Origin of the sequence: Enterococcus saigonensis (genome assembly GCF_011397115.1) — a bacterium.
GTDB classification, from domain to species: Bacteria; Bacillota; Bacilli; order Lactobacillales; family Enterococcaceae; genus Enterococcus_C; species Enterococcus_C saigonensis.
In genome coordinates, this window is record NZ_AP022823.1 from 17,557 (window position 1) to 40,679 (window position 23,123).

The window sequence follows — 23,123 nt, forward strand, 5'->3', positions numbered from 1 at the left end:
TTTTATTTGACTTCTAGCATTCTTTCTTCTTTTAACATAACTTTTTTCTTATTTATCTTCCAAATCTTGGATGGCCTCTTTTTTTTCTTCAAACCAAACTGCACCAACCAACTCTTGCCCAATTTCAAACGATAGCAATCCCCTGGTAGATCGGTAAAAGTGACTTGTCCGGTTTGATCTGTTAGTTCTTGATAGGCTTTTCCATTACGCCGCAGGGCTTTTTTCCCTTTTTTATCATAGAGTGCGATTGGCGTATGTTCTGCCACGCCTTCTAAGCAAACAGTGAAATCAAAACGCACTTTCCGCAATCGGTAACGGGCGATCACATGATATAATTGATAAATAGCGGCTAAGATCAACAGGGCCGTCACCGCCAAGATAGCGATTTGTTTCAACTTACGAAAACGATCGCCTTTGACTTGTTTTTTCTCGGCAGCCGGTGTATATGGCACGCGTTTTCCTGTGACTAACAAACGGTGACTATTGATCATATAAGGGGTACAGGTCATGAGCGTCACCAAGTCTTGGCCTGGTTCGATCTTTAAAACCGAAGTCTGATCTGGCGTCACGACTTGGCTGTCAAACACTTCATAAGCCAAGGTTTCCCCTAAGACATTTAGCAGAAAAATATCACCGTTTTTAAGCTCCGGCAGATTGGTGAAGAGTTCCCGTTCTGGCAAGCCACGATGAGCCGAGATCACCGCATGGGTACTTGCGCCACCAACAGGAAAGGACGTGCCATCTAGGACCGTCGCACCTTGTTCCAATAAATCATCATTGGTCGTATCAAATAGCGGTAACTCAATGGCCAAATCAGGAAGATTGATGGTCCCAATCAAATGCTTTTTGTAATAAGCAGCTGAAACCGTACCACCATTCGGATTCGCAAACGGATCGGCACCCGGAGCTAACCCGCTGTCGCTCAATTTATTATTTTCTTCCGCCAGTCGCTTGCGTTCGGCTTCAAATTCTTTCTGGCTTTCCTTCAAATAGCGATCGACGCGCACTTGATCGATCACATTATTCAACGCATCGACATAAAAGGGATAGAGCATGGTCAAGATGCCGACCATAAAAATGAGGATGATCGCAATTTGCGAGATCACTTGCCGATTTTTCTTCATTTTTTCGCTCCATTCTCCAGATAATAAGTAACTTTCTTACCGTGCTTTTTCTTCGTGACGCGGCTTAAAACAAACTGCCGATCTTTTAAACGGCGGACCTTGCCCTTAACTGGTTTTGTCGATCCATCGATCGCCTTGGCATAATAACGACCCCCTCTGATCTCAGGGAAAGACACCCATCCATCCACCTGGCTTACAGCAACTGGTTGGCTAGTGACATCTGTTGCCCAGCGTTTTTTACGGACTAAGGTAAAAGTCACGCCTGCTTTGGGTTGACCATTTTCCAATAAGTAAAAACAAAAGTCATAACTGTGTTTGCCACTTTGATAATAGACGAACTTGCGATACATCCAATAGAAAATCATGGCAAAGAAAAGCGGGATCAGTAGTAAATACAAGCGAAAACGCCGTTCGACCGCTTTTTTGGTACTGGTCACTTCCTCCGCCATTTCCTCCACATAAGGCACACGGTGTCCAGTGACTAATAAACGATGGGTATTGATGCCATAAGGTGTACAAGTCAATAAGGTCACCAAGTCCCGCCCCGGTTGGATGACCACTTTGTCGATATCCGACGGTAAAACGATCTGGATGTCATCGACCGCATAAGCCAATTTTTCCCCAGCAATGGTCAAATAAAAATCATCGCCAATCACCAACTTTTCTAAATCTGTAAAAAGTTTACGTTCCGTCAAGCCACTGTGGCCTGAGATCACCGAATGGGTACTATTGCCACCGATCGGATAAGACGTTCCTTGTAAAATCGTCGCGCCTTTTTCCAAAAGAGCAGCATTGGTTTCATCAAATAAAGGTAAGCTGACCGAAATTTTTGGAATATAGATAGCACCCACGGTATGCTCTTCATAATAGGCTTTACCCGGATCTTTGGCATCATCGACCGCATTTTCAAACGGGTCTTCTACCAGTCCCATGCCAGGAATATTGGTCATGTTCTTACTTTCAGCTAGCTCTTTATTTTTTTCGGCCATTTCTTGGTGCCTTTTTGCTTGTTCTTTGGTATTTGTTGCGGCCATCTCAGCCAAGTTTTTTTCCATCATCTTTTGGTCATAATAGGAATTCACCGCATTGGACAAAAAGGGATAGCTGAAAATAATGGCACCGGTCGTAAATAAAATCGCCATTAGCAGTTTTAAAATCAAATTGATCCGTTCATTTTTTTGGCGCTGATCCATGCTTGCACCTCCTTCTCCCTATTTAAAAGAAAGAAAAGGCAACTTCAAGAAATGAAGCTGCCTTTTGCTATTTTAAAACTATATCTTAGACTTCAGCTTGTGTTTTAGATTTCTTGAACCAAGCGTAAGCACCGATCATAAGAGCAGCACCGATAAGTAAGAAGGCATAGATCCCGTTACCACCTGTTGATGGAAGCAGACCTTTAGGCGTGTTAAGAACAGACTTTAGTTCTTGACTGCCATATTGACCGTGTTCAACAGTGAAATCGACATCTTCATCAAGTAACACATATTTATCACTTGAAGTCGCTTTTTCTTCTAATTGATAGTCACCATTTGTCAAACCAATTACTTTCAACTCACCTTTGTCGTCAGAAATGATTTTCGTTGCTTTTGCTTCATCAGTCGTCCATTCTTTAAAGATATATTCACCTTTAGTGTTTTTAGCATCTTCAAATATTGCAAAGTTAGAGCCTTGTTTTACGACAAATTCCGCACCAGATAAGGTTGCACCAGATTGCGAATCTTTTTTGACGAATTTATAACCACCTGTACCAAATTGTGTTGGAGGTGTAATTTTATCTTGAGGGTTGTTACCAATTGTTACTTGGGCACTATTGTTTACTAAATCATCAGGATTTACTTCAGCAGTTAATTTCATTTTGTAAGTAGCAATCAATTGACTACCAGCTAATTTTCCTACATTTTCACTTTGTTTCAAAGTAACAGTAAATCCGCCAGTTGCAGAATCTTCAGCTAATTCATAGTCAGTTCCAGCTACTAAACCAGTTGCTGCAAAAGAATCTTTTACATAAGCAAGTCCAGCAGTTGGCGTATCAGTTACAGAGTAAGTGACGCCATCTTCCAGAATGTCCGCAGGAATATTTAAAGTTAATTTATATTCGATTTCATCGCCAGTTGTAAGGTTATGATATAAAACATTTCCATCAGCATCCTTAACTTCAGTGAACTTATCTAAATTCGCAACTTCTTTTTTATCAGTCTTGGTTTCGTTCTTTGGATAGACTTGAACGTTGGTGTTGATTGTATCTGAATATTTGCCATCTTTAAACGTATAGATTGGCATTGCTAAAACGATTGGAGCGGCTTTTGTCGTTACGGAAACATTGCCTGGCGTGCTTGTTTCAACAAACATATAGACTTTATCTTTGTCGCCGTCTTTTAAAGCAAGTCCTTCAAAAGTTGTTTGACCATTGGCATCCGTTTTTTGTTCTGCTTTTGCTACAGTTGTGTAATCTGACGCATTATCAGCAATTTCTTTTGTTGCTTCTGCTTGTGACTTACCATCTGCAATCAGAGCAAGATAAGCATCTGTTACATCATAGGCTGTAAAGCCGGCTTCTTCAAGTGGATCTCCACCAAAGTCCATTTCTTCCCCAGTATTTTGCATGGAACCTTGTGCTGGAGCTTCGCCATCTTTCCAGATTCGTTTGTTGATCGTTACATTTGTCGTTGTTGCTTCAGCAGCACTTACTGTTTTCGCACCAAACACGCCGGTGAATAAAGGCACTACAAGTAGTGCTGCAAAAAGTGTTTTCCATAATTTCTTCATTTTCTAATCCCTCCTTTATTTTTTGTACAATATTCCAATAGACCTTAGTCTTTTGTACCTTTGATTAATTGTTTCGTACAGAGTGTTTCCGCCATAAAATGATCGCCGTACCGATCAAAAGAATCCCCAATATACCTAGGAAGGATTTTGCTTCACCTGTTTGTGGAAAGCGTTTCTTCGGTTTACTTGGTTTTTTAGGTTTAGTTGGTGTCACTGGCTTTTCAACGATTGTTTCCACATTTTTAGGATAAAGGTGAACGGTAGCTAATTCTTTGTCCGTATAGGTTTTACCGTCTGTGCTCATTTCATATACTGGTAAAGCCACTACTAAGGGTTCGGCCGCTTTTTCGACTTTTACCTTTTCAGGATCAGGCAATGCCGTTTCAACAATCAGGTAAACCGCATTTTTACCGCCACTGCTTTTAGGTAGTTGGGTAAATTTGATTGTGCCTTTTTCATCAGTCAGGCCTTGTTCTCTGATAATTTTTTGATAGTCAGCAACATTTTCTTGAATCATTTGAATAGTTGTTGTTTCGTCAGAGCCTTTGACCAATTTATAGTAATCCTCTGTAATGTCATAAATCGTAAAGCCGACCCCTTCGATTGGATCTTTGGTATCTTGATCGGCCGCTCCCGTATTTTGAATAGTTGCATCAGGTGCTTGGTCCCACAATTGTTTGTGGATCACAATATCGATCGTCCCGTCATCCGCAAAGGCTTGTTGCCCCGTAAAGATCCCTACCAGCAAAGTTGAAAGAAGTAAGGTGATTTTGATGAACAATGATTTATTCTTCATCTTAGTTCAACTCCTTTCGATTACGGTAGAAGTAGCAGATCGTAAGAGCACCCGCTGCTGTGACAAGAGCTAAGGCTACTATGATGAAAGTCTGTATACCTGATCCGCCGGTTGCTGGCAGTTGTCCTTTGGGTGTATTAGCAACCGTCAATTCGATGACGTTATTGTCCTCATCTTTTAGATTTACTTTGATAGCATCTTTATCAAGATCCTTACCATCATAAGTCACATTGCCGACAGTTCCGTCCGCATTTATAGTGACCTCGAAAGTCCCTTCTAAAAGGACAAACCCTTCTGGTGCTTTCGTTTCTTTGATAACGTAAGTTCCTGGACGAACACCGTAATGATTACCCGAAGCATCTAAAAACTGACCCGTTCCTTCATCATTGGTCTTCAGAGTAGCCAAAATCGTATTGGAATCCTCTTTTGTGGCTAAGCTGAATTCAGTATCTGCTAATGGTTTGTTGCTTTGCGAGTTCTTTTTAAGAATTGAAAAGTCAAAATCACGCAGTTCATTGTATTTGATTAAAACAATCTTATTATCACTCGTTAAATAGAAACCATCTGTCGTTGGTTTTGAGTTAGCGGTGATTTCTTTGCCATTTTCATCAAGTAGTTTCCCAGCGCTATCGATTTGGAACTTAAAGACTGTATCGTCTTTCTTATAGCCTGTCGGTACCTTCGTTTCTTCCAAGCTGTAATAGCCTGGTGCCAGGCTAGCAAAAGATTTGGCATCATTTCCGATCAAATCATCACCGACAACTTTACCATCATTCGTCCACTTATCGTCATATTGCTTCAACGTGAACTTCGCACCGTCTAATGTTTTACCACTATCTTTATTATATTTTTCAACCAATAAAGGACGTTTGGTAAACTCATTTTCAATGGTGTACTTGATAGTGTTGTCTTTGATTTCAATACCCGTTACAGCATCGTTGATGGTTACTTTACCTTCTGCACTAACGTTGACTTTCCAACTAGTTGTAGTAGCCGTATGTCCAGCTGGTGGTGTAACTTCTGTCAATGTATACTCAGTATTTAATTGCAGCTTGTACTTATCATCAGACAACGTATAGGTTCCATCCCCGTTGTCCTTAAGTTCAACGCCTGCATTTGGCAAACTACCTCCACTTAGTTTAAAGACTGCTCCTTTAAGAGGTGTCTTTCCTTGATCAGAAATTTTAGTGATCTCTAAAGCAAGTGGTGTGTAGATTTTTTTATTGGTCCAAATGGTTGTAGCAGCATTACTTGAAGATTCATAGCCATTGACCGTTGCTTCTTCAAAGCTATAAGCAAAATCATTCCCTTTATTGTTGAATTGTGGCAACCAAAGCGATTCAGTAGCTCCTTGTGTTTCGGCTACTTTTTCAATATTGGTCTTTTCCCAGACATTAGTATCTGTAGCAACATCGCTTTTAGAAAGACGAATAAAACCTTGCTTCCAAGAATTGCTCTCTGTGGTATCTTTTCGGTTCAAGGTGAAATTAAGAGAATCGGGACGTTTACTCGTATCCTTATCGTATTCTTCCCAAATCTTTTTCAGATCGAGTTTCACCCCCGGTGCCTTTGCGGAAGGAACGCCAAAGTCTACTTTATTATCCGGATTGTCTCCGTTTGGTGTCAAAGTTGTTTGACCATTCATCGGATACCATTTTTCCGGCGTGAAATCTTTATCTTCTGTATTGATACGCACTTGATAATGGATCTGAATTTCTTGATCTTTGCCTAAGTTCAACTCAGTAGTGGTCACTTTACCATTCGACTGGTTTACGGTCGGTAAATTCGTTACAGCACTATCCCCTGTACTGATGCTCTTCACAGTTGGAGTGCCTTCATAAGAGAACTGATCACCCAAAGGATCATTGATCGAACCATTGACTATGGTGTTGAAAGATTTCACTACATTTTTAGCTTCTTCATTCAAATAATCAGAAACATCGTCTGTTGTTTCAGCATCTTTGTATTTACCCGGTGTAGCGATAAGACTTGCTCTATCGCGAACTTGTTGTTCAGTTAAAAAATTTCCATCCTTACTCAGCTGAATTCCCAGCGTGTGGATAGTTAAGCCCGCATCTTTGGCGATTTTAGCTGCTCCTAATGTGGCCGGCCAAGTACTATCAATATTTGTTCTATTTCCCCAAGAACCAACCTCATAACTACGATTGAGTTTAGAGGTAGTGCCTGGTTCATCCAATCCATTACCAAATTCAGTAGCATAGGTAGTCCCATCAATCGTTTGCGCAGCGGTTACCTTCTTAGAAAAAGTAGGAACCCCATCGGTCAATACGATCATCATTTTGTTTTCATTGGAGCTTCCCGCAAGCATCTGCTGACCTTGCTCGATCCCGATTTGAGTGTAAGTGCCTCCTGTAAATTTTGGTTTTAAAGTATCATTGATTGCATTTATATGACTAGTATCCGAAACTTTACCTATCGGTACAGTAAGATAACCGTTAGCCCCTGTTACATATCCTGGACTAGAAAATCCGACTAAACCAACATTGACGTAATCCCCAATGCCTGCGTCTTTAATGGTTTGCAAGAAATTTTTCACACCATTTCTGGCTGCACCAGCACGATCATTCCAGCCGTTACTTTGACTCGATTCCATACTTCCTGACATATCCACTACCAAAACAATATCAACTGGTTTGATATCTTGTTGCTCATTACCTTTTACATTCAAATATACATCGTAAAGCCCTGGTTTACTCGTTTCTTTGGCATACTTCCGAATGGCAAAATCTGTTTGTTTTTCACCATACTGGATATAAGAATGTGTTGTGTCTGATGGATCGCCATTCCAGCTAGTTACACCATCCCAAGTGGCAAAGTTGCGTTCCTTGTTCCCTTGGTGGTTGATCACATTTGTTTGCCCAGCTGGTTGCCAGCTATTAGTCGGATAAGTTCCTTTTGTGGCATCTGTCGTATATTCTGGCGCAATATTGCTGTAATTAATGGAAGAAAATGCACTTATTCCACTAAGATATTCAAGATTGCTAGCGCCCACTGTTGCCGGCGAGGCATTTATCTCAGACGACGTTGCTTCACTGGCTTCTTCCGTTTGTGTCGTCGTTTCGGTCGCTTGGCTACTAGTGGTTTCTTCAGCTGTTGTCTGAGAAGTAGCACTTACTTCTGTCGTTTTTTGTGTAGCCACTGCTGGTAATTTCAACGCATGCGGACCTTCTACCGCACTAGTCAAAATATTCTTGTTAATAGTGACAGCTTGTGTTTCATCCGTTTTTGTTGCATCGGCTTGAATTTCAAGAGCTACCTTGGAGACATTTAGCACCGTTGTAAATGAAAGAGAACCCTGCGATTGTTTCGAAAAATCTTTTTCCGCAAACCATTGGTCATCATTAGTAGCAAAACTGGCATCTTCATTAAAAGCTATTGCTTCTCCATCAGCCGTCACTTTGAATTTCAGTGCTTGATCATTGCCATCACTTGCGACATCTTTTTCATACTGTAATTTCCAATTTAAAGAATTTCCATCTGATGAAACAGAGGAACTGACTTTTAAACCTGATTGATCTACGATTTTATCCGGCTGAGTTTCTATAGCCTGTGCGATACTCGAATAAGCAGTCAAGATTTGCGGGATAAAGCCCATCAAAATAGCAACCATCATAAACCAGACCGATTTTTTCTTCTTCATTTCTTCCCTCCTCTAAAAAACATGATATCTATTCTTAAACAAAATTTAAATAGTACTACCTAAGATTTGATACTTCCATCTAAATTATAAACAATTTATAGCGCTAATACTAATGTTATGCTTGCATTGCTTCCAAACGTTTTTTCTTGACTTCAATAAACAATGAGTCTTGCTTTTTTCATAGACGGTATCATCGGCACGTTGGTAAAAAGCTTAGACGACGCATTCTTTGTCTTTTGGCAATTGAGAAAATACTGTATAAAAATTTTTTGAATGCTTTTTTATGATGGCTTCACAGTATAAAAATCATTATCGTATTCATCAAAGACGCTTAATCATTTAACGATCATCTTTTAACAACTCCTCCACAGCTAACTTAGCACTTAGGATCACGATTGGGACACCCGATCCCGGATAAATACTTCTGCATAATCAAATTTATTAAATAATGGCTTTGCGCCAAGGCTAGTTTTAAACCAAATGTCGTACATTTGTAAGCATTGAACCGATCATTAAGAGTATCTGCCGTATACATTTTTTCATACACCATGTGTTCATCGATATCCATAAAGATGTTCGTTTTTTCTTTCAGTAAACCAATGATCTGCTGACGGTAGCTTTGGATCGTTTCATCAGTTCACTGATAAAATTTAGATAATTCAGGCACTAAGACCTAAATATAAGAACCTTCTTGTCCATTAGGTAATAAGGAAACATCTTTCAAGATTGGTCAATACAAGTAGAAGGAGGAACAGGCTGGTAATTTACTAGCCTCGAAGAGATCATATACATTAAGTTCGAAATCATTGACAAAACAAATGCTGTCGAGTCCACAATCATCATATTTTTTTCCATCCTAAATAAAATAAGAAACAATAATAATCTATTGAAGCGATTTTTTGATTGGTATATTTTATATATTCTTAATTGTCAAATTAAGTTAGACAAATCATCAATACTTACGTAACTCAAAAATACTTCCAAAGGTGTTCGATAATTCAGTGATTTTCTAGGAATATTATTTCGTTTCGATGCGACAGATTGAATAAAAGATTCATCTACTGAATTGAAATCCATAGATTTCAATAAACCATCTCTACGTAACAATCCGTTAGAATTCTCGTTTAGGCCTCTTTGAGACGGCGTTCCTGGATCAGCGAAATAAATGGCAATATCATTGGCATTACTGATCTGTTTCCAATTTGAAAATTCCTTTCCACAATCAAAAGTGATGGATTTGAATAGATTTTTCGGTACAGATTCAAACCAATGATTTAATTTGTTTTCAATATCAATCGCTTGTCTACCACACGGTTGCAATGTGATGATAACTTTTGATAATCGTTCAACTAAGGTAATTACAGCACTTTTATGTTTCAAACCTACGATAGTGTCACCTTCAAGGTGACCAAACTCATTATGTCCTTGTTTCAGCAATATTTTCGTCGCTCGTTTACTGCGCATCCCAGATTGGCACACTACGTAGACTTGACCCTTCGGGGTATAGGTAGAAACTTTAGCCAATGGAATATTTTTTGCACCTGGAATATGACCAATTTTGAATTCATGCGGTTCTCTCACATCAATAATTTGCGGCTTTTCGGATAATTTATTCTCCAGTTCAGTAGTTGAAATCGTAGGTGTTTTTTTGAAAAACATATTTTTCCTCCTCATAATAGTAATTATTCTGCTGTTACTTTTTCCATTAAATACTCTTTTAGTACTTCTTTTGGTTGGTAGCCAACTATTTTTTCAATAGGCTGACCATCTTTATATAAAACCATGGTAGGAATGCTCATAATGCCCAGTTGACTAGCTATTACATTGTTTTCGTCAATGTTCAACTTTGCAATTTTAATTTCAGGTGCAAATTCTGCTTCTAATTCTTCTAATACTGGTCCTAACATCTTACATGGCCCGCACCAAGGAGCCCAAAAATCGACTAATGTAATACCCTCTTTTACTTCTGATGCTAATGTTATATCAGTTACTTTTACTGTCATTTGATTGTTCATCTCCTTTTATCTTATGTCTGTTATTTCTTTTCAATGAAAATGTACTTGGCACTGGATCATATCCGCCTTTAACAAATGGATGACACCGCATAATACGTGCTGCTCCCATTAGAGACCCTTTTGCTGCTCCGTGTTTTTCAATCGCATCAACAGCATAGTGCGAGCAGGTGGGATAATAACGGCAACTCGGTGGAAACAACGGCGAAATTCCTTTTTGATAACCTTTTATACTTAATAAAATGATATTTTTCATTTATATACCCCCATGCATATTTTTTGTAAAGCATTTTTCAAAAAGAATAAAAACGACCATAATATGTCGGTATTTCCGAATCTTGTATTAAGAGCTAGTGGATAAAGTTACATGACCTTCCTCCCTATGGGCAAAAAAAACTATAGAGGACACTTTTTTTAGTGTCCTCTATAGGGGTCCATTTTAGTTCACGAGAAAGTCTTTTTTATATTTATTTAGCAGCGTCCACTACTTCTTTTAATGTTGATTCAACTTCTCTAGCAATCATTGTCAAATTATCATCTTTGATAATAGTGTCCATGATTTGGAATTCTTATTGGATAGAAATTTCTTTCTAGAACATGATTTCGTCGAAAGTTCTCATTGGTTGAGGATAGGCATGTTCAAAACAATCAGTCCGATATCCTTTTAATCCAGTTGCTGCACTATATAAAAAATTTCATCATAGTTTCGCCCTAGTCGTTCCAAAGATTCGATGACAAAAATATCCTTCTTCCTTAAAAAATGAAGTTCTTTTTGCAATTATTCTCGTGAGGTCTTCTTTTAACTACATAAAATTGTAACCACTGGTTTTAAGAGTAGTGTATCATCCCAAATCATATAATTAATTGACTGCGATTGTTATAAAACTCACGGTAAGCCATATAACTAGCAATAAATGAAGAAATCGCAGTAACTGAAATCAACATAAACATCACAACAATTTGGTAACGAATCGCTTGAACAGGATCAATTCCCGCAAAAATCAACCCTGACATCATACCTGGTAGGCTGACAAGTCCAACCGTTTTTGTTCGGTCAATAGAAGGAGCCATGCCCGTTTTGACGCTTTCTCTTACAATACTCATGGACGCTTGTTTTTTATTGGCTCCCAATGCCAATTTTTCCAATACCTGTTGGCGTTGGTCCGTAAATTTTGAATTCAAAGACCGATAGGTCACTCCAATCGCAGTCATGGCGTTGCTGGCAATCATGCCTGTAATTGGAACGATTTGGGAAGGGGTCCAGTCAATGACTCCTGAAAAAACAAGAATGAGTAAGGACAAGGCTGTTCCTACTCCAATAGCCGTCGTTGAAATTTTAAAAGAGCGGTTGATCCCCTCACTGCGTGTATGGGCGTTATAAGAAGCGTTGAACACAATGAACAAAACCATCGCTAAAGTGAGAAAGTTGTTATCCACTCGTAATACGTAGCTCAATACATATCCAATAAGGACTAATTGAACGACAGCGCGAATTCCCGCAATAAAAATGTCGTTTCCTAATCCCAATTTCTCTTTGTAATCAATCAACAAGGCAACTATCAAGAGGACAGAGGATAAAAGCAAAGAAAGATTACTGATTTCCAAATTGTTTGTCATTTCGATTCCTCCATTTTTCCACCTTTGATAGTAATCAGACGAGAAGCTTGGTCGATTTCTTCCTGGTTGTGAGTGACGGCCAACACCGTAGTTTGTTGGTCTTTCATCATGTCTCGGACTAAATCAAGGATAATCGCTCTGTTTTCTTGGTCCAATGAACTGGTAACTTCATCCAGGAGCAACACTTTCGGTTGATACATCAAATTTCGGACCAATGCAACCCGTTGTTTTTCCCCTCCTGATAGTTCCTTGACCTCTTTCGATAAGTAAGTTTCAGGTATTTGAACTCGTTCTAACAATTTTTTTGCACGTTCCCGATCAAATCCTTCTTCTCTTATGCGGGCAGGAAAAGACAAGTTCTCTTGAACTGTCTCATCGAATAGAGAAGCGTTTTGAAAGAAATAAGAGACTTCTTTTCTATACTCCACAGGATCGATTTTTTGCAGATCCGTACCTCGATAATAAATTTTTCCGGAAGTTGGGGAAAGCAGCGTACCAATTAATTTCAAAAGGGTACTTTTTCCACTTCCAGAAGGACCAGAAAAAACAATCACTTCCCCTTTGTTTACTGTAAAAGAGATATCTTGAAGGATTTGGTTTCCGTTTGCCTGAAAACCAACCTTCTCTAATTGAAACAATGAATCACTCATACCACTTCTCTCCTTTATAAAAAAGCCCTGCACCAGTGGACCATCCATACGGGTGCAGGGCTTTTGTTTCATCCTAGTGTACCTCAGTGTTCGTTTGGATCGTTTTTGGCGTCTTCATGAGTAGGGTGAACCGTTCCTTCAAGGTGATCTGGACCAGCATAAATGGTATACAGTCTGAGCGGCTTATCACCGGTGTTTTCGATGTTGTGCCACATGTCCGCCGGAACAAATACGGCGTCATCATCCATCACTTTTTGTTGAACATGTAAGTTATCTTTAGAAGGCCCCATTTTACACACGCCTTCTCCTTCTTCAATACGGATAAATTGGTCAATGCCTTCGTGCACTTCCAAACCGATGTCATCGCCCGGTTGAATGGACATTACGGTGACTTGCAGTTTACTGCCTGTCCAAATGGTCGTCCGGTAATTATCATTTCCTGTGGTGGCGTCTTCAATATTAATGATATACGGCTTCTTCCCATGATCCTTGTAGTCTATTTCCATCTTCCATTCCTCCTAGTCTTTGTACTGAAACAATGATACCTACTTCTTATTTATAATAATTCTAATTAATGGTACCACATCTAAAATTCTATGCAAAAAAATTAGCTTTTTGGAGAGCGATTCTAAACAAAGACCATATAACGCGCAATTACAATTGGTACCCCTTAATCCTCAGCACATAAAGGAAAAAATATGGAATCAAAAAATAACCGATATGTACTCTGGTTATGACTTGAATCAGGGAGAATTTCAGAGACGACACATCATACTTTTTTAGTTTGCACTTGTAAAATAACTAGCGTACATTAAGTTTATGCTCACTATCAAGCGTTGTCAATCCTTTAGACTCTTATCAATTTCGAAAGAAAGTAGCAAGGTTATTGATTGTGACTGTAAAAGTGGGGTGTTCCTATAAGCACATTAAACTATCTTCTCTAATTTATCATGCTATTTAAATTCTGCTTTTTCATGAGAATTTTTGTCCAAAACTTGTTAAAATGATTTTAAAAAATACTTACATACACAATCCCCAAAAGACACTAATGTCATTTCAGTCAAAAAAGATACCGCAGAAAATTTCCACCTGAGATTCAATACGATATTACTCTCTTGACAGCCAGCTTAATTCCTTAGTTGAATAGATTATTAAAGTGCACAAAAAAACAATGCGGCGTTTGTTATATTAGTGATAAGTAGTGATTGCTTGAATTCGATATCCGAAGACAACAACACGCAAAAAAAAGTTACAACCTTGTTGAACATCATGATGTTCAACAAGCTATCTTGCTATACAAGGATGTTTTAGAAACGAAAACAATAATTTGACACTAATCCATTTAAGAATGCTGCTTGAGAAATTTTTATCAAATGACACTACTCAAATTCCTAAAATCGATATCACTAAAGCCCTGGCTCTTATAAATCAAATCATAAGAAGCCACGTACCCGACTTCTTATGATTTCCAATTTTTCGCAGACTTTATGACCCCATTATCTATTGACCAGCTGCAAATAGTTAGTCAAAAACTACTTGCTGTTGACTTCAATGTCATGGACTCATTCAACCATTTTTACAAGAAATATTACCCTATCTGCTTGGGAAACTTATCTGACTGCTTAATGGACTTAGGGTACTTTGAAGAATCAAAACTCATATTGGAAAAACTAGCTTTCGTAGCAGACCATGTGGACTCTATCGAATTAAAAATGTGGGCACAATACCTAACAAACGTACTAAATATTTACATGGATGATCAATTTAATGAAAAACAGAATCGATTAAATAAATTAAATCAAATCGTAACAAATTGGCACAATTTATTGCCATCCAGTCATTTGGTAGAAGGTCTACACGGCGCTTTCCAACGTTTATCTGACAGAAACGTTGATCGTCCAAACAACATTCATATTCCACCTGTATACATTTTAAAGCCATAGGAAAAAGCCTAGTATCTATTGCTAGGCTCTTTTGTATACCTCTACACATTCATTTCCTTCTTCCAGCATTCATAAGACTCAACAGTTGCACTTTTTTTCATTCTCCTACAAATTCCACTAAACAACGACCACTTATAATCATCAAGAATAGCAGTACCTACTCCCCCTACTCCTAAGAAAAACACTAAAAGCAAATACAAAAATAGCATCATATTCGTCCATAACGATAAAAGAACCAATAAAAGAGAAACTAATCTGGCCGTAATAAAAGAAAGAATCAGAATACCATAATAGATTTTCAAAAGAACAGCCCATTCTTTGATCCTATTAAGCTCAGCTATTTCCTCCTCAATCATTCATCAATCCACCTGCTCTTTCTTCTTCTTGGGATCAATACTCTTTAAAAACCTCTCCTCCAACACCAATAAATGACGATAAACATCATCCATTGACAAGCCTGAAGAAAGGCTTAGACAATACAAAAAATCACAAGGCAACGTCTTTACGGTACGGTTTCTTGTTACCCAGCTTGCTACTGTACTCTGCTTATAGCCATGCAACTCACAAAATTGCTCTACTGTCAGACCTAACCGCGAAATAATAAACACATTGATCGGGTAGGGATATACAAAGGTATTGATACTCATAGTCAGAAAGACCTCCCACCATATTATTACGTTTGCGATAATAATACTACTCTTTCTTAAGAACAGCAAGCAAGGGAGAGAAAAAGAGGAACGTATCATAGATATAATGTAATAGGCAATTTGCACCTTTTAATTTCAGCCTGTATCGATCATGAACAGATCTGTTTGCACGCCGATCTTGTTGGGATCTATCAAGCGTTTCAGTGCTGTCTGGATAAACGTGTATTCTTTTCCAAAAGCTTCTGAGATCGCAGCGAAATAAGCCTCCCGGCTTTCTTTTTTTAGCCGGATAACGGAGCGCATCAATCCATGTATCGAAGCTAGCATAATGCCTCCATTACGACCAGCACGAACACGAAAATGAATTTTGTTCTCTTCTCTTAAATGCTTCAGTACTTTGTCCAGGGAACGTTTTGGGATCTTTAAACGTTTAGTTAACTCTTTTTTTGTAGAAATAATGTATGGTTGTTCTTCATAGGATTGCTCATTCAAATAGGACAGTAGATCTTCTGCCCATTCATGACTATGTGAATACTTGCGAACAGCTCTTTCTTTCTTGAATTTCCACCAACCCCGTTTTTTGTTGAATAGTTGCTCTTCAGAAAGATTGGCATCAACCCACTCTTGGCATAATAGGACAATTTTTTCTCTGTGCGCTGCTTGATATTTTCCGGAGTAAGCGGAACGAATGATTCTGGTTAATTCTCGATCAGATAAAGGGTTAGCCAAGCGGTCATTGAATTCTAACATCGTCAATTCACATGCTTCTACTTCGTATCCTGACGAAAAGTATGCCAAAGACAAGGTGAATATGACATTATTTCGACCGTATACGCCCTTTTCACCTTGTATTTTTTGACTTTTTAGCAACAGCTGGAACCAGGGTTCATCGACTTGACGAAATTCTTGAGTAGATGGTAATACAAAAACGTTCTTGATCTCCGCTTTTTTGTCCGCATCTTCTCTCATTGACCAGTCGATCCATTCTTCGAAACTATAACGATACTGTGGTTCAAAGAATAAAACATTCTCTTCAGAAGGCATTCGTGTGATCCCAAAATGATTGGCATTTACATCAACTGGAAACCGATAATCATTTGAAAATTTGTTTCTTAGATTTTTTGAGATCATTTTGGCCACATTGATCACTTTAAAATTTGATTTCTTCGTCACGTATGCAGGCTTGTCTAGTACATAGAAAGCTTGAAATCCATGCGGTGTACGTAGAATCATTGTCGGCATAAAGCCGATCTCGTGACTGGCCAAGATAATTTCTCCATAGTCAAAGTTTGGATCCAATGTGTCAAAATCAACAAAGAAAGTATTGATTTGACGCAAATTGTCCTCAGAATGACCTTTTGTAAACATTCTGGCTTCATCAGCATACGTTCCATAGCGAAATACATTTGGTGTCCAATGAGTGAATCGATTATTGTTTTCGATCACCCCTTCTTCTGAAGTGATCACTAGTCCAATCCCCTCGATCATGTGTTCCTTTGAACGGTACGCAAAAATAGCCCCCTTTCCTGACTGATCACTAAAAGAGACCGGTTTTAGGTGGCTGTTTTTATATTTAAATTTACGGATACCATTTTGTAATACCGTCGAATATACGACATCCAAAGAAGCTGCCATGACTGTTATTCCTTCCCAAACTAAAAGAGAACACAAATAATCTTAAAGATTTGTGTTCTCCCAATAGCTTAGAAGTCTCAAAGGAACGACAAAATAAGCGTATATATATTGAGTTGCTCGTCAAAAAATGGTAAAATAAACCTATAGGTTCGGATTGGTAGTCCGAATAGATTTATTCAAATCACATAAGTGGTTTCCAGCCACTCACATAATTTCCATGAGACGAACGAGAACACATAGTTGTTGTATGTGATTCAGATGAAGAAGTGAGGCCAAATTCACTTTTTTATCCGTCTCTTTTTTATATGTATTATTTATTTGAATATAACAAAACAGTTAAATTTGTACAAGAAGAAATTTTAATAAAGTATAAGTTATACTTAAATAAACCTCATATAAGTTATACCTAATTAGACATTATTGTATATCTTATACTTTAAATCACTTCATTAGGTAATAAAACGATACCTTCAAAATAAGCTTTCCCTGACAACAAATATTTTGTGACGCAAAAACATAAAGTATAAGTTATACTTTATGTTTTGGTAATCAGTAATAACTTATACTTTTATTGTTGAATGACTTAAAAAATTAAAGCTTATCAAATGCATCTTTTATTTCTTCTCTCAAGTGTTCCTCTTTCGCCACACCTAATTTTTGTGTAATATACGCTTCCGATAAAGTGTCAATAAGTTTTTCAAAGGTAATCCTCCCCTGCACTGATTGAAGTTCCTCAACGTAGTCTTGTAGTACGTTTAATTTTGACTCCAAAGCAGGAGATATTTTTTTGGGTTTTGTAACTTTAAATCTCTCATCTGTAATTTCTATAGGACGTCCTCGTTTTTTACTTGCTACTGAAGTAATCGCTTTTGGTTTCTTATTCATCAAAGAAGAGTATCCAAATTCGTTTTCTCCTCTAATTGATACAGATTTTTTCTTTTTTATTCCTGGTTGTAAGAGACCAGCATATTCTGTATCAACTTTGGTATCAACATTAAATTCTTTCCTTTCACTCATATTCTTTCCCTCCTAGCTATTCTTCAAATATTTTTCTGCGTGATTCAAGTTCGGCTAGTATTTTTATAAACGGTTCATGTGCCCTATAGTCCCATTGATCATAATTTCCGTTTCGATACTTTTTCAAAGATATTCCTTCTCTAGAATAACGTTTTAGTCGTTTTTGGAAATTAACAATATTCTTCGATACAGCGGATCCATATAAATCCATAGCCTCGCTCAATACACTTTTATCTAAATCATCGTCTGGTTCAAGCATGCATGCAATTATAGATATCACTTCAAGATCAATATCGTAGTTGTTAATCATAAATTTTTGGTACCCAACATATTTTCCAATTCCATCTAACGATTCCTCTTGTGTTTGAAAAGCTATTATACTATAATCAGAGGCCGCCATAGCATTATCTGAATATGCACTAATAGTTGGAGGCACATCAATAAAAATAGTCTCATAATTTTCTTTAATAGGTTCCAACAATTTTTCTAAAACCATGATTTGTTCTTTTTCATCTTCGAAGTTAGCAATAACATAGTTAGAAAACGATCTAAAACTTGTATCACATGCAATTAAATCTAGATTTTCCATAATCGGCGTTATACAAATTGAAAGATTTTCTTCGTTGATTCCATCAACTATTGTTTTATCAATATGATCTAAGTCAACAGTTCTTGCTAATATTTGTGAAGCGTTGGCTTGCGGATCAATATCTATTACCAGTGTTTTTTTCTTATTTACTACAGCATTATCAAAAGCTAGCATTGTAACTATCTTGGTTTTTCCTACTCCACCTTTAAAGTTCCCGACTGTATAAGTAGTTGCTGTCATATTTTTACCTACTTTCTTTAATCTTTATTTAAAGTATAACTTATATATTTATTTTATTCAATATTTATTTTATACTTTATATATTAAGTATAAGATATACTTAATATATTCAATATATCTGATATGTTTCATTTAATAGCAGATATATACTACAGATCCCTTGAATTAGTGTTCCGGCTGAAGTAAAAAACCATTCTGATAAAATTTAAAAATAATGTTTATGGTATAAGTTATACTTAATTAAACGTATAACTTATACTTTATTATTTAATATATAAGTTACACAAAATATATTTATTATTTCTGCTATATTTCATTTAATAGCAGATTCATACAACAAATTTCTTGATTCAGTGTTTGGCTGACGTAAAAAAATCATTCTGATAAAATTTCAAAATAACGTTTATGGTATAAGATATACTTAATTAAACGTATATCTTATACTTTATTATTTAATGTATAAGATATACTATAATTTATTGAAGACTAATCTATAATAATATTTTTAATCGTTGAATTTCCTTGACTAAAAAAACGAACATGTGTTCTAATGTGTATAAAACGTATCTTTTTTTAGAAAAGGTGATTTATCATGGTTATGCAATTTGGCGTAAACCCAAGGTTTGACTACACAAAAGAACCCTCACGGGATATTCTTTGTATCGATTGTAAGTCATTTTATGCGTCCGTAGAATGCGTAGAAAGAGGACTAAATCCTTTAAAGGCAAAGTTAGTTGTCATGTCCTATCCTTCAGACGATCCTTCTCAGCGAGGGAGTGGGTTGATCCTGGCATCGAGTCCGGCCGCAAAAAAGCCTATGGAATTTCTAATGTCAGTCGATCACGAGATCTTCCTTTTCCGTATCCGGAAGACCTCGTAATCGCACCACCGAGAATGGCACTGTATATGAGAAAGAATATGGAGATTAACAACATTTACAAGAAGTACGCTGACGAACAAAATCATTCCGTATACAGCATCGATGAGAGCTTCGTGGACGTCACAGACTCATTAAAGCTGTTCAGTGCAAAGGACGCAAGAGAGCTGGCGAGAATGATTCAAACAGACGTTTATCGACAAACTGGAATTTTCACAACGATCGGAATAGGTGACAATCCGCTCTTGGCCAAGTTCGCACTAGACCTCGAAAGTAAAAAAAATTCAGATATGAAAGCAGAATGGCGTTATGAAGACGTTCATCAAAAGCTTTGGTCAGTAGAAAACATTACAGACGTTTGGGGTATCGGACGTCGGACTGCAATCAGACTGAAGCGAATGGGTATATTTACTATGCATGATCTGGCACACGCAAATTACTATCAGCTGAAGCAAAATTTTGGTGTCTTAGGTACTCAACTATATGCACACAGCTGGGGCGTCGATCGATCATTCTTAGGTCAGAAATACAAAGTAAAATCTAAGTCGATAGGGAACAGTCAGGTGTTAAACCGTGATTATACACGTCGAAATGAAATAGAAATTGTAATCAAAGAAATGGCTGATCAAGTAGCAACAAGATTGAGAAGATCGGGAGCTAAAGCTGAAGTCATATCTTTGTGGATCGGATTTTCAATGGGCTATGTGGATCGATCAGGGAGTAGAGGGTTTCACCAGCAGGTTCTGTTGCAAAGTTTTCCAAAAAATCTATTTTAGTGTAAAATTGAGAAAAAAGACAGAGAGGACAGAGTAATGAATCATTTTAAAGACAAACAATTCAAAAAAGACGTCATTATTGTCGCTGTTGGTTACTACCTGCGTTACAATCTAAGCTATCGTGAAGTTCAGGAATTGTTATATGATCGTGGAATAAATGTTTGTCATACTACGATTTATCGTTGGGTGCAAGAGTACAGCAAAGTCCTCTATTATCTTTGGAAGAAGAAAAATAGACAATCCTTCTATTCATGGAAAATGGACGAAACCTATATCAAAATTAAGGGACGTTGGCATTATCTTTATCGTGCAATTGATGCGGACGGCTTAACCTTAGATATCTGGTTACGAAAGAAACGGGATACGCAAGCAGCCTATGCTTTCTTAAAACGACTCCATAAACAGTTTGGTGAGCCGAAAGCAATTGTGACCGATAAAGCACCTTCTCTTGGCTCCGCCTTTAGAAAGTTACAGAGTGTGGGTTTATATACTAAGACAGAGCACCGAACTGTGAAGTATCTTAACAATTTAATAGAACAAGACCATCGACCTATTAAACGACGAAATAAATTTTATCAAAGTCTCCGTACAGCCTCTTCCACGATTAAGGGCATGGAGACCATTCGAGGAATATATAAAAAGAACCGAAGAAATGGAACGCTCTTCGGCTTTTCGGTGTCTACTGAAATCAAGGTATTAATGGGAATAACAGCCTAAGATATTTGGAGTTCAGAGAGGGCGCGTTTGATTTTCAAACTTCGCAACAGAACCAACTGGTTCGTCTAAGAAAAAAATTCCTACTTCGCCTTTGCTATTTTTATAGAAGTAATCAATTTCTGCTATAGTTCCCGATCTATAATTATCAACTGGAGAGCCCAACTTATGGCCAAAAATCGCTAATAAAATATCGCTATTTTCTACAATTTGTTTATTAATAACACTTTGCCCAGAGCTATTATTTATATAAGTAGGAATCGCATTAGTTTCCCATCGTATAGGCATCAAAATCACTTTTGTATTATCTGTATTTTCTATATTCCATCTATATACGGTTTCTTCTACTTCATTCCTTTTTGCTGCTATATCACCTGGTGATGCTATAAATACTTTTATAAGATTTATGGTTTTCATTTATTGTACCTTTCTCTCTAGTTCTCTTTAAAGTAATTTTGGTATAAAATTTATTGTCTTTTACACTATAGTACAACCTTTATCTATCTAGTAAAAAAAGGCCCACTAAACTAATTGATTAGTTAGGAGCCTATTATAGATATATTTTCAACTCGCTTTTAAGCAAATTCTACTACCAGCTTTTTACCTAATGCCCTGGCGATATCATCAAGTTTATCGAAAGATACGTTATCCCCTCTCTCAATTCGAGCAATAGTAGATTGAGTTGTATGTGCTTTTTGTGCAAGCTCCGCTTGAGTTAGCCCTGCTTCCTCCCGAGCATGATAAAGAGCAACCGCAGTTTCGAGTTTTCTTCCTTCACGGTCATATGCTTCTGCAAAATCTTTATCTTTTTTCTTTTCTTCAATCAATTTTTTAATCATCATTTGTGAACCACTCCTCTCTAAGTTCTTTTGCATGCTTGAGTTCAGTTATTGGTGTTTTCTCCGTTTTTTTAGTAAATCCGTGAGTAATGACATACCTTCCATTGTCCACATGGAAATAGATGGCTCTTTGGATGTTTGATCCTACCTTACTTCTTAATTCGTACAAATTAGTGTCTAATTTTTTCACCCATTTCAACCGTTGAGCTACTAGCATCCCATTCTTTTCTGTTTCTTCTATTGTACGTAAAAGCTTCGCACTATCTTTTTTTGGTAATGTTTCCAACCATTCTAAAAATTCATCATGACCATTAGGTCTTTTAAATGTTTCAAAAGATATTTTTTCCATACCCAATTATATCATATATTGATTTTATATTATAGTATATAACATAAAAATTCGAATTGTATACTATAAAATATGCATTTTATTATCTATTTAATTCTTTATACTTAGTAAACAAATACTCGCACAAAACCATAGAAAAATTTGCAACAAGAATTGCTTCTTCTTCCTTAATTACTATTCTATTTGAGCCATGTGCATGAGCATCTCCTTGACTATTTCTCATTTCGAGTATTTTATCTGATAATGTATTGAGTGCTCCAACAAGGGCTTTGATTCTATTATCCATATCTTTTTCAGTTTTAATATTGAGGTGGCCAAATGCTTCTTTTCTTAATTCTTTTGACTTAAATAAATTAATATTAACACTCGGTCCTTCGGTATTTTCAATAATAAATTTTAGAACTTCATCTATTAAAGTATTTGCTTTTGTCAAAACAGAGTCAAAATCCTTGTTTTTAATATCTGTTTGAATCCTAATGGGTAGCTGCCGAATATAAAGTAAATCAATCTCGCTTGAAAATTTCATTTTTCTTAATGCAGTTGAAGTATCTTCTTTAAATACTTCCTCAAAAAGCAACTGAACTATGGGATTCATTTCAGTAGATTCATATTTTTTATCTCGATCCATAATACCTTTTAAAGATTGGATTAACCGATTCTTTAACGAATCATCAAATTGATCGTCAAGCAGAAACTTTTGAAAGGATACTCCCTTTGAGCCCCCATAATGATTTTGTATTTCAATCCCTACGATTTTCTTTGTAAATATGTTCCACGTTACATTAGTAAAGTCTAAAATATATCCCGCTGAACCAACTGAAAAATAAGTTGCTAATTGTTTTGCTTCGTCTATAGTCATCATTTACTTATA

Annotated in this window: 23 protein-coding genes and 1 pseudogene; 3 read left to right on the forward strand and 21 right to left on the reverse strand. The window is 37.1% G+C overall.

The annotated features are described in order from the left end of the window. Positions 1–2: 2 nt before the first annotated feature. The 12 genes from EsVE80_RS13295 to EsVE80_RS13355 all read right to left on the reverse strand — a co-directional run bounded on the left by EsVE80_RS13295 (position 3) and on the right by EsVE80_RS13355 (position 13,132). A complete protein-coding gene (locus EsVE80_RS13295; protein ID WP_173104220.1) occupies positions 3–1,124 on the reverse strand; it encodes a class C sortase in 1,122 nt (373 codons plus the stop codon). Further along, entirely contained in the window at positions 1,121–2,317 is a 1,197-nt protein-coding gene (locus tag EsVE80_RS13300; RefSeq protein WP_173104221.1) for a class C sortase, read from the reverse strand. The genes EsVE80_RS13295 and EsVE80_RS13300 overlap by 4 nt, the downstream gene beginning before the upstream one ends. A gap of 85 nt (positions 2,318–2,402) precedes the next feature. Beyond that, entirely contained in the window at positions 2,403–3,890 is a 1,488-nt protein-coding gene (locus EsVE80_RS13305; RefSeq protein ID WP_173104222.1) for a SpaH/EbpB family LPXTG-anchored major pilin, read from the reverse strand. Positions 3,891–3,954: 64 nt separating this feature from the next. After that, positions 3,955–4,686: a pilin N-terminal domain-containing protein gene (locus EsVE80_RS13310; RefSeq protein ID WP_173104223.1), complete on the reverse strand. Its 732-nt coding sequence runs from the start codon at positions 4,684–4,686 to the stop codon at positions 3,955–3,957. 1 nt (position 4,687) lies between these two features. Further along, a complete protein-coding gene (locus EsVE80_RS13315; protein ID WP_173104224.1) occupies positions 4,688–8,347 on the reverse strand; it encodes a SpaA isopeptide-forming pilin-related protein in 3,660 nt (1,219 codons plus the stop codon). 376 nt (positions 8,348–8,723) lie between these two features. Beyond that, positions 8,724–8,915, reverse strand: coding sequence for a hypothetical protein (locus tag EsVE80_RS13945; protein WP_232061370.1), 192 nt, complete (start codon positions 8,913–8,915; stop codon positions 8,724–8,726). Positions 8,916–9,277: 362 nt separating this feature from the next. Beyond that, positions 9,278–10,021 (reverse strand): IS30 family transposase, encoded by a 744-nt coding sequence (locus EsVE80_RS13325; protein WP_408639882.1) that lies wholly within the window; start codon positions 10,019–10,021, stop codon positions 9,278–9,280. A gap of 8 nt (positions 10,022–10,029) precedes the next feature. Beyond that, entirely contained in the window at positions 10,030–10,350 is a 321-nt protein-coding gene (trxA, locus tag EsVE80_RS13330; protein WP_002318457.1) for a thioredoxin, read from the reverse strand. Next, positions 10,331–10,615 carry a membrane protein insertion efficiency factor YidD gene (yidD, locus tag EsVE80_RS13335; RefSeq protein ID WP_173104226.1) on the reverse strand — a complete coding sequence of 95 codons (285 nt, stop codon included), beginning with the start codon at positions 10,613–10,615 and terminating at the stop codon, positions 10,331–10,333. The genes trxA and yidD overlap by 20 nt, the downstream gene beginning before the upstream one ends. Positions 10,616–11,211: 596 nt before the next feature. Beyond that, positions 11,212–11,976 (reverse strand): ABC transporter permease, encoded by a 765-nt coding sequence (locus EsVE80_RS13345; protein ID WP_081140310.1) that lies wholly within the window; start codon positions 11,974–11,976, stop codon positions 11,212–11,214. Next, entirely contained in the window at positions 11,973–12,626 is a 654-nt protein-coding gene (locus EsVE80_RS13350) for an ABC transporter ATP-binding protein (protein WP_071863431.1), read from the reverse strand. Before EsVE80_RS13350 ends, EsVE80_RS13345 begins: the two co-directional genes overlap by 4 nt. An 83-nt stretch (positions 12,627–12,709) precedes the next feature. Next, positions 12,710–13,132: a cupin domain-containing protein gene (locus EsVE80_RS13355; protein ID WP_002307506.1), complete on the reverse strand. Its 423-nt coding sequence runs from the start codon at positions 13,130–13,132 to the stop codon at positions 12,710–12,712. A gap of 981 nt (positions 13,133–14,113) precedes the next feature. Here EsVE80_RS13355 and EsVE80_RS13955 point away from each other — a divergent pair. Next, positions 14,114–14,569 carry a hypothetical protein gene (locus tag EsVE80_RS13955; protein ID WP_232061371.1) on the forward strand — a complete coding sequence of 152 codons (456 nt, stop codon included), beginning with the start codon at positions 14,114–14,116 and terminating at the stop codon, positions 14,567–14,569. Between the two features lie 41 nt (positions 14,570–14,610). Here the strand turns inward: EsVE80_RS13955 and EsVE80_RS13365 are convergent, their stop codons facing one another. The 5 genes from EsVE80_RS13365 to EsVE80_RS13385 form a co-directional block, all read right to left on the reverse strand. Further along, positions 14,611–14,925 (reverse strand): hypothetical protein, encoded by a 315-nt coding sequence (locus EsVE80_RS13365; RefSeq protein ID WP_173104227.1) that lies wholly within the window; start codon positions 14,923–14,925, stop codon positions 14,611–14,613. A gap of 3 nt (positions 14,926–14,928) precedes the next feature. After that, positions 14,929–15,216, reverse strand: a complete 288-nt coding sequence (locus EsVE80_RS13370; RefSeq protein ID WP_010731557.1) for a hypothetical protein — start codon at positions 15,214–15,216, stop codon at positions 14,929–14,931. Positions 15,217–15,351: 135 nt separating this feature from the next. Then, complete coding sequence (locus tag EsVE80_RS13375) at positions 15,352–16,851, reverse strand: primase C-terminal domain-containing protein (RefSeq protein WP_173104228.1); 1,500 nt, start codon at positions 16,849–16,851, stop codon at positions 15,352–15,354. Positions 16,852–17,442: 591 nt separating this feature from the next. Beyond that, positions 17,443–17,868, reverse strand: a complete 426-nt coding sequence (locus EsVE80_RS13380) for a hypothetical protein (protein ID WP_002389872.1) — start codon at positions 17,866–17,868, stop codon at positions 17,443–17,445. Positions 17,869–17,884: 16 nt separating this feature from the next. Further along, positions 17,885–18,697 (reverse strand): ParA family protein, encoded by an 813-nt coding sequence (locus tag EsVE80_RS13385; protein WP_002287942.1) that lies wholly within the window; start codon positions 18,695–18,697, stop codon positions 17,885–17,887. A 592-nt stretch (positions 18,698–19,289) separates the two neighbouring features. Here EsVE80_RS13385 and EsVE80_RS13390 point away from each other — a divergent pair. Both EsVE80_RS13390 and EsVE80_RS13395 read left to right on the forward strand, forming a co-directional pair. Next, a pseudogene (locus tag EsVE80_RS13390) lies at positions 19,290–20,329 on the forward strand (Y-family DNA polymerase); the annotation flags it as partial. A 57-nt stretch (positions 20,330–20,386) separates the two neighbouring features. Then, positions 20,387–21,067: an IS6-like element ISS1N family transposase gene (locus tag EsVE80_RS13395; RefSeq protein WP_173104229.1), complete on the forward strand. Its 681-nt coding sequence runs from the start codon at positions 20,387–20,389 to the stop codon at positions 21,065–21,067. Positions 21,068–21,079: 12 nt separating this feature from the next. Here the strand turns inward: EsVE80_RS13395 and EsVE80_RS13400 are convergent, their stop codons facing one another. From EsVE80_RS13400 to EsVE80_RS13415, 4 genes are all read right to left on the reverse strand, one after another. Beyond that, a complete protein-coding gene (locus tag EsVE80_RS13400) occupies positions 21,080–21,481 on the reverse strand; it encodes a DUF4062 domain-containing protein (protein ID WP_232061366.1) in 402 nt (133 codons plus the stop codon). A 158-nt stretch (positions 21,482–21,639) separates the two neighbouring features. Beyond that, a complete protein-coding gene (locus EsVE80_RS13405) occupies positions 21,640–21,906 on the reverse strand; it encodes a helix-turn-helix domain-containing protein (protein ID WP_002339787.1) in 267 nt (88 codons plus the stop codon). Continuing rightward, positions 21,896–22,252: a type II toxin-antitoxin system RelE/ParE family toxin gene (locus tag EsVE80_RS13410; protein WP_002339788.1), complete on the reverse strand. Its 357-nt coding sequence runs from the start codon at positions 22,250–22,252 to the stop codon at positions 21,896–21,898. Before EsVE80_RS13410 ends, EsVE80_RS13405 begins: the two co-directional genes overlap by 11 nt. An 82-nt stretch (positions 22,253–22,334) precedes the next feature. Further along, positions 22,335–23,114 carry an abortive infection family protein gene (locus tag EsVE80_RS13415; protein ID WP_173104230.1) on the reverse strand — a complete coding sequence of 260 codons (780 nt, stop codon included), beginning with the start codon at positions 23,112–23,114 and terminating at the stop codon, positions 22,335–22,337. Between the last annotated feature and the right edge of the window lie 9 nt (positions 23,115–23,123).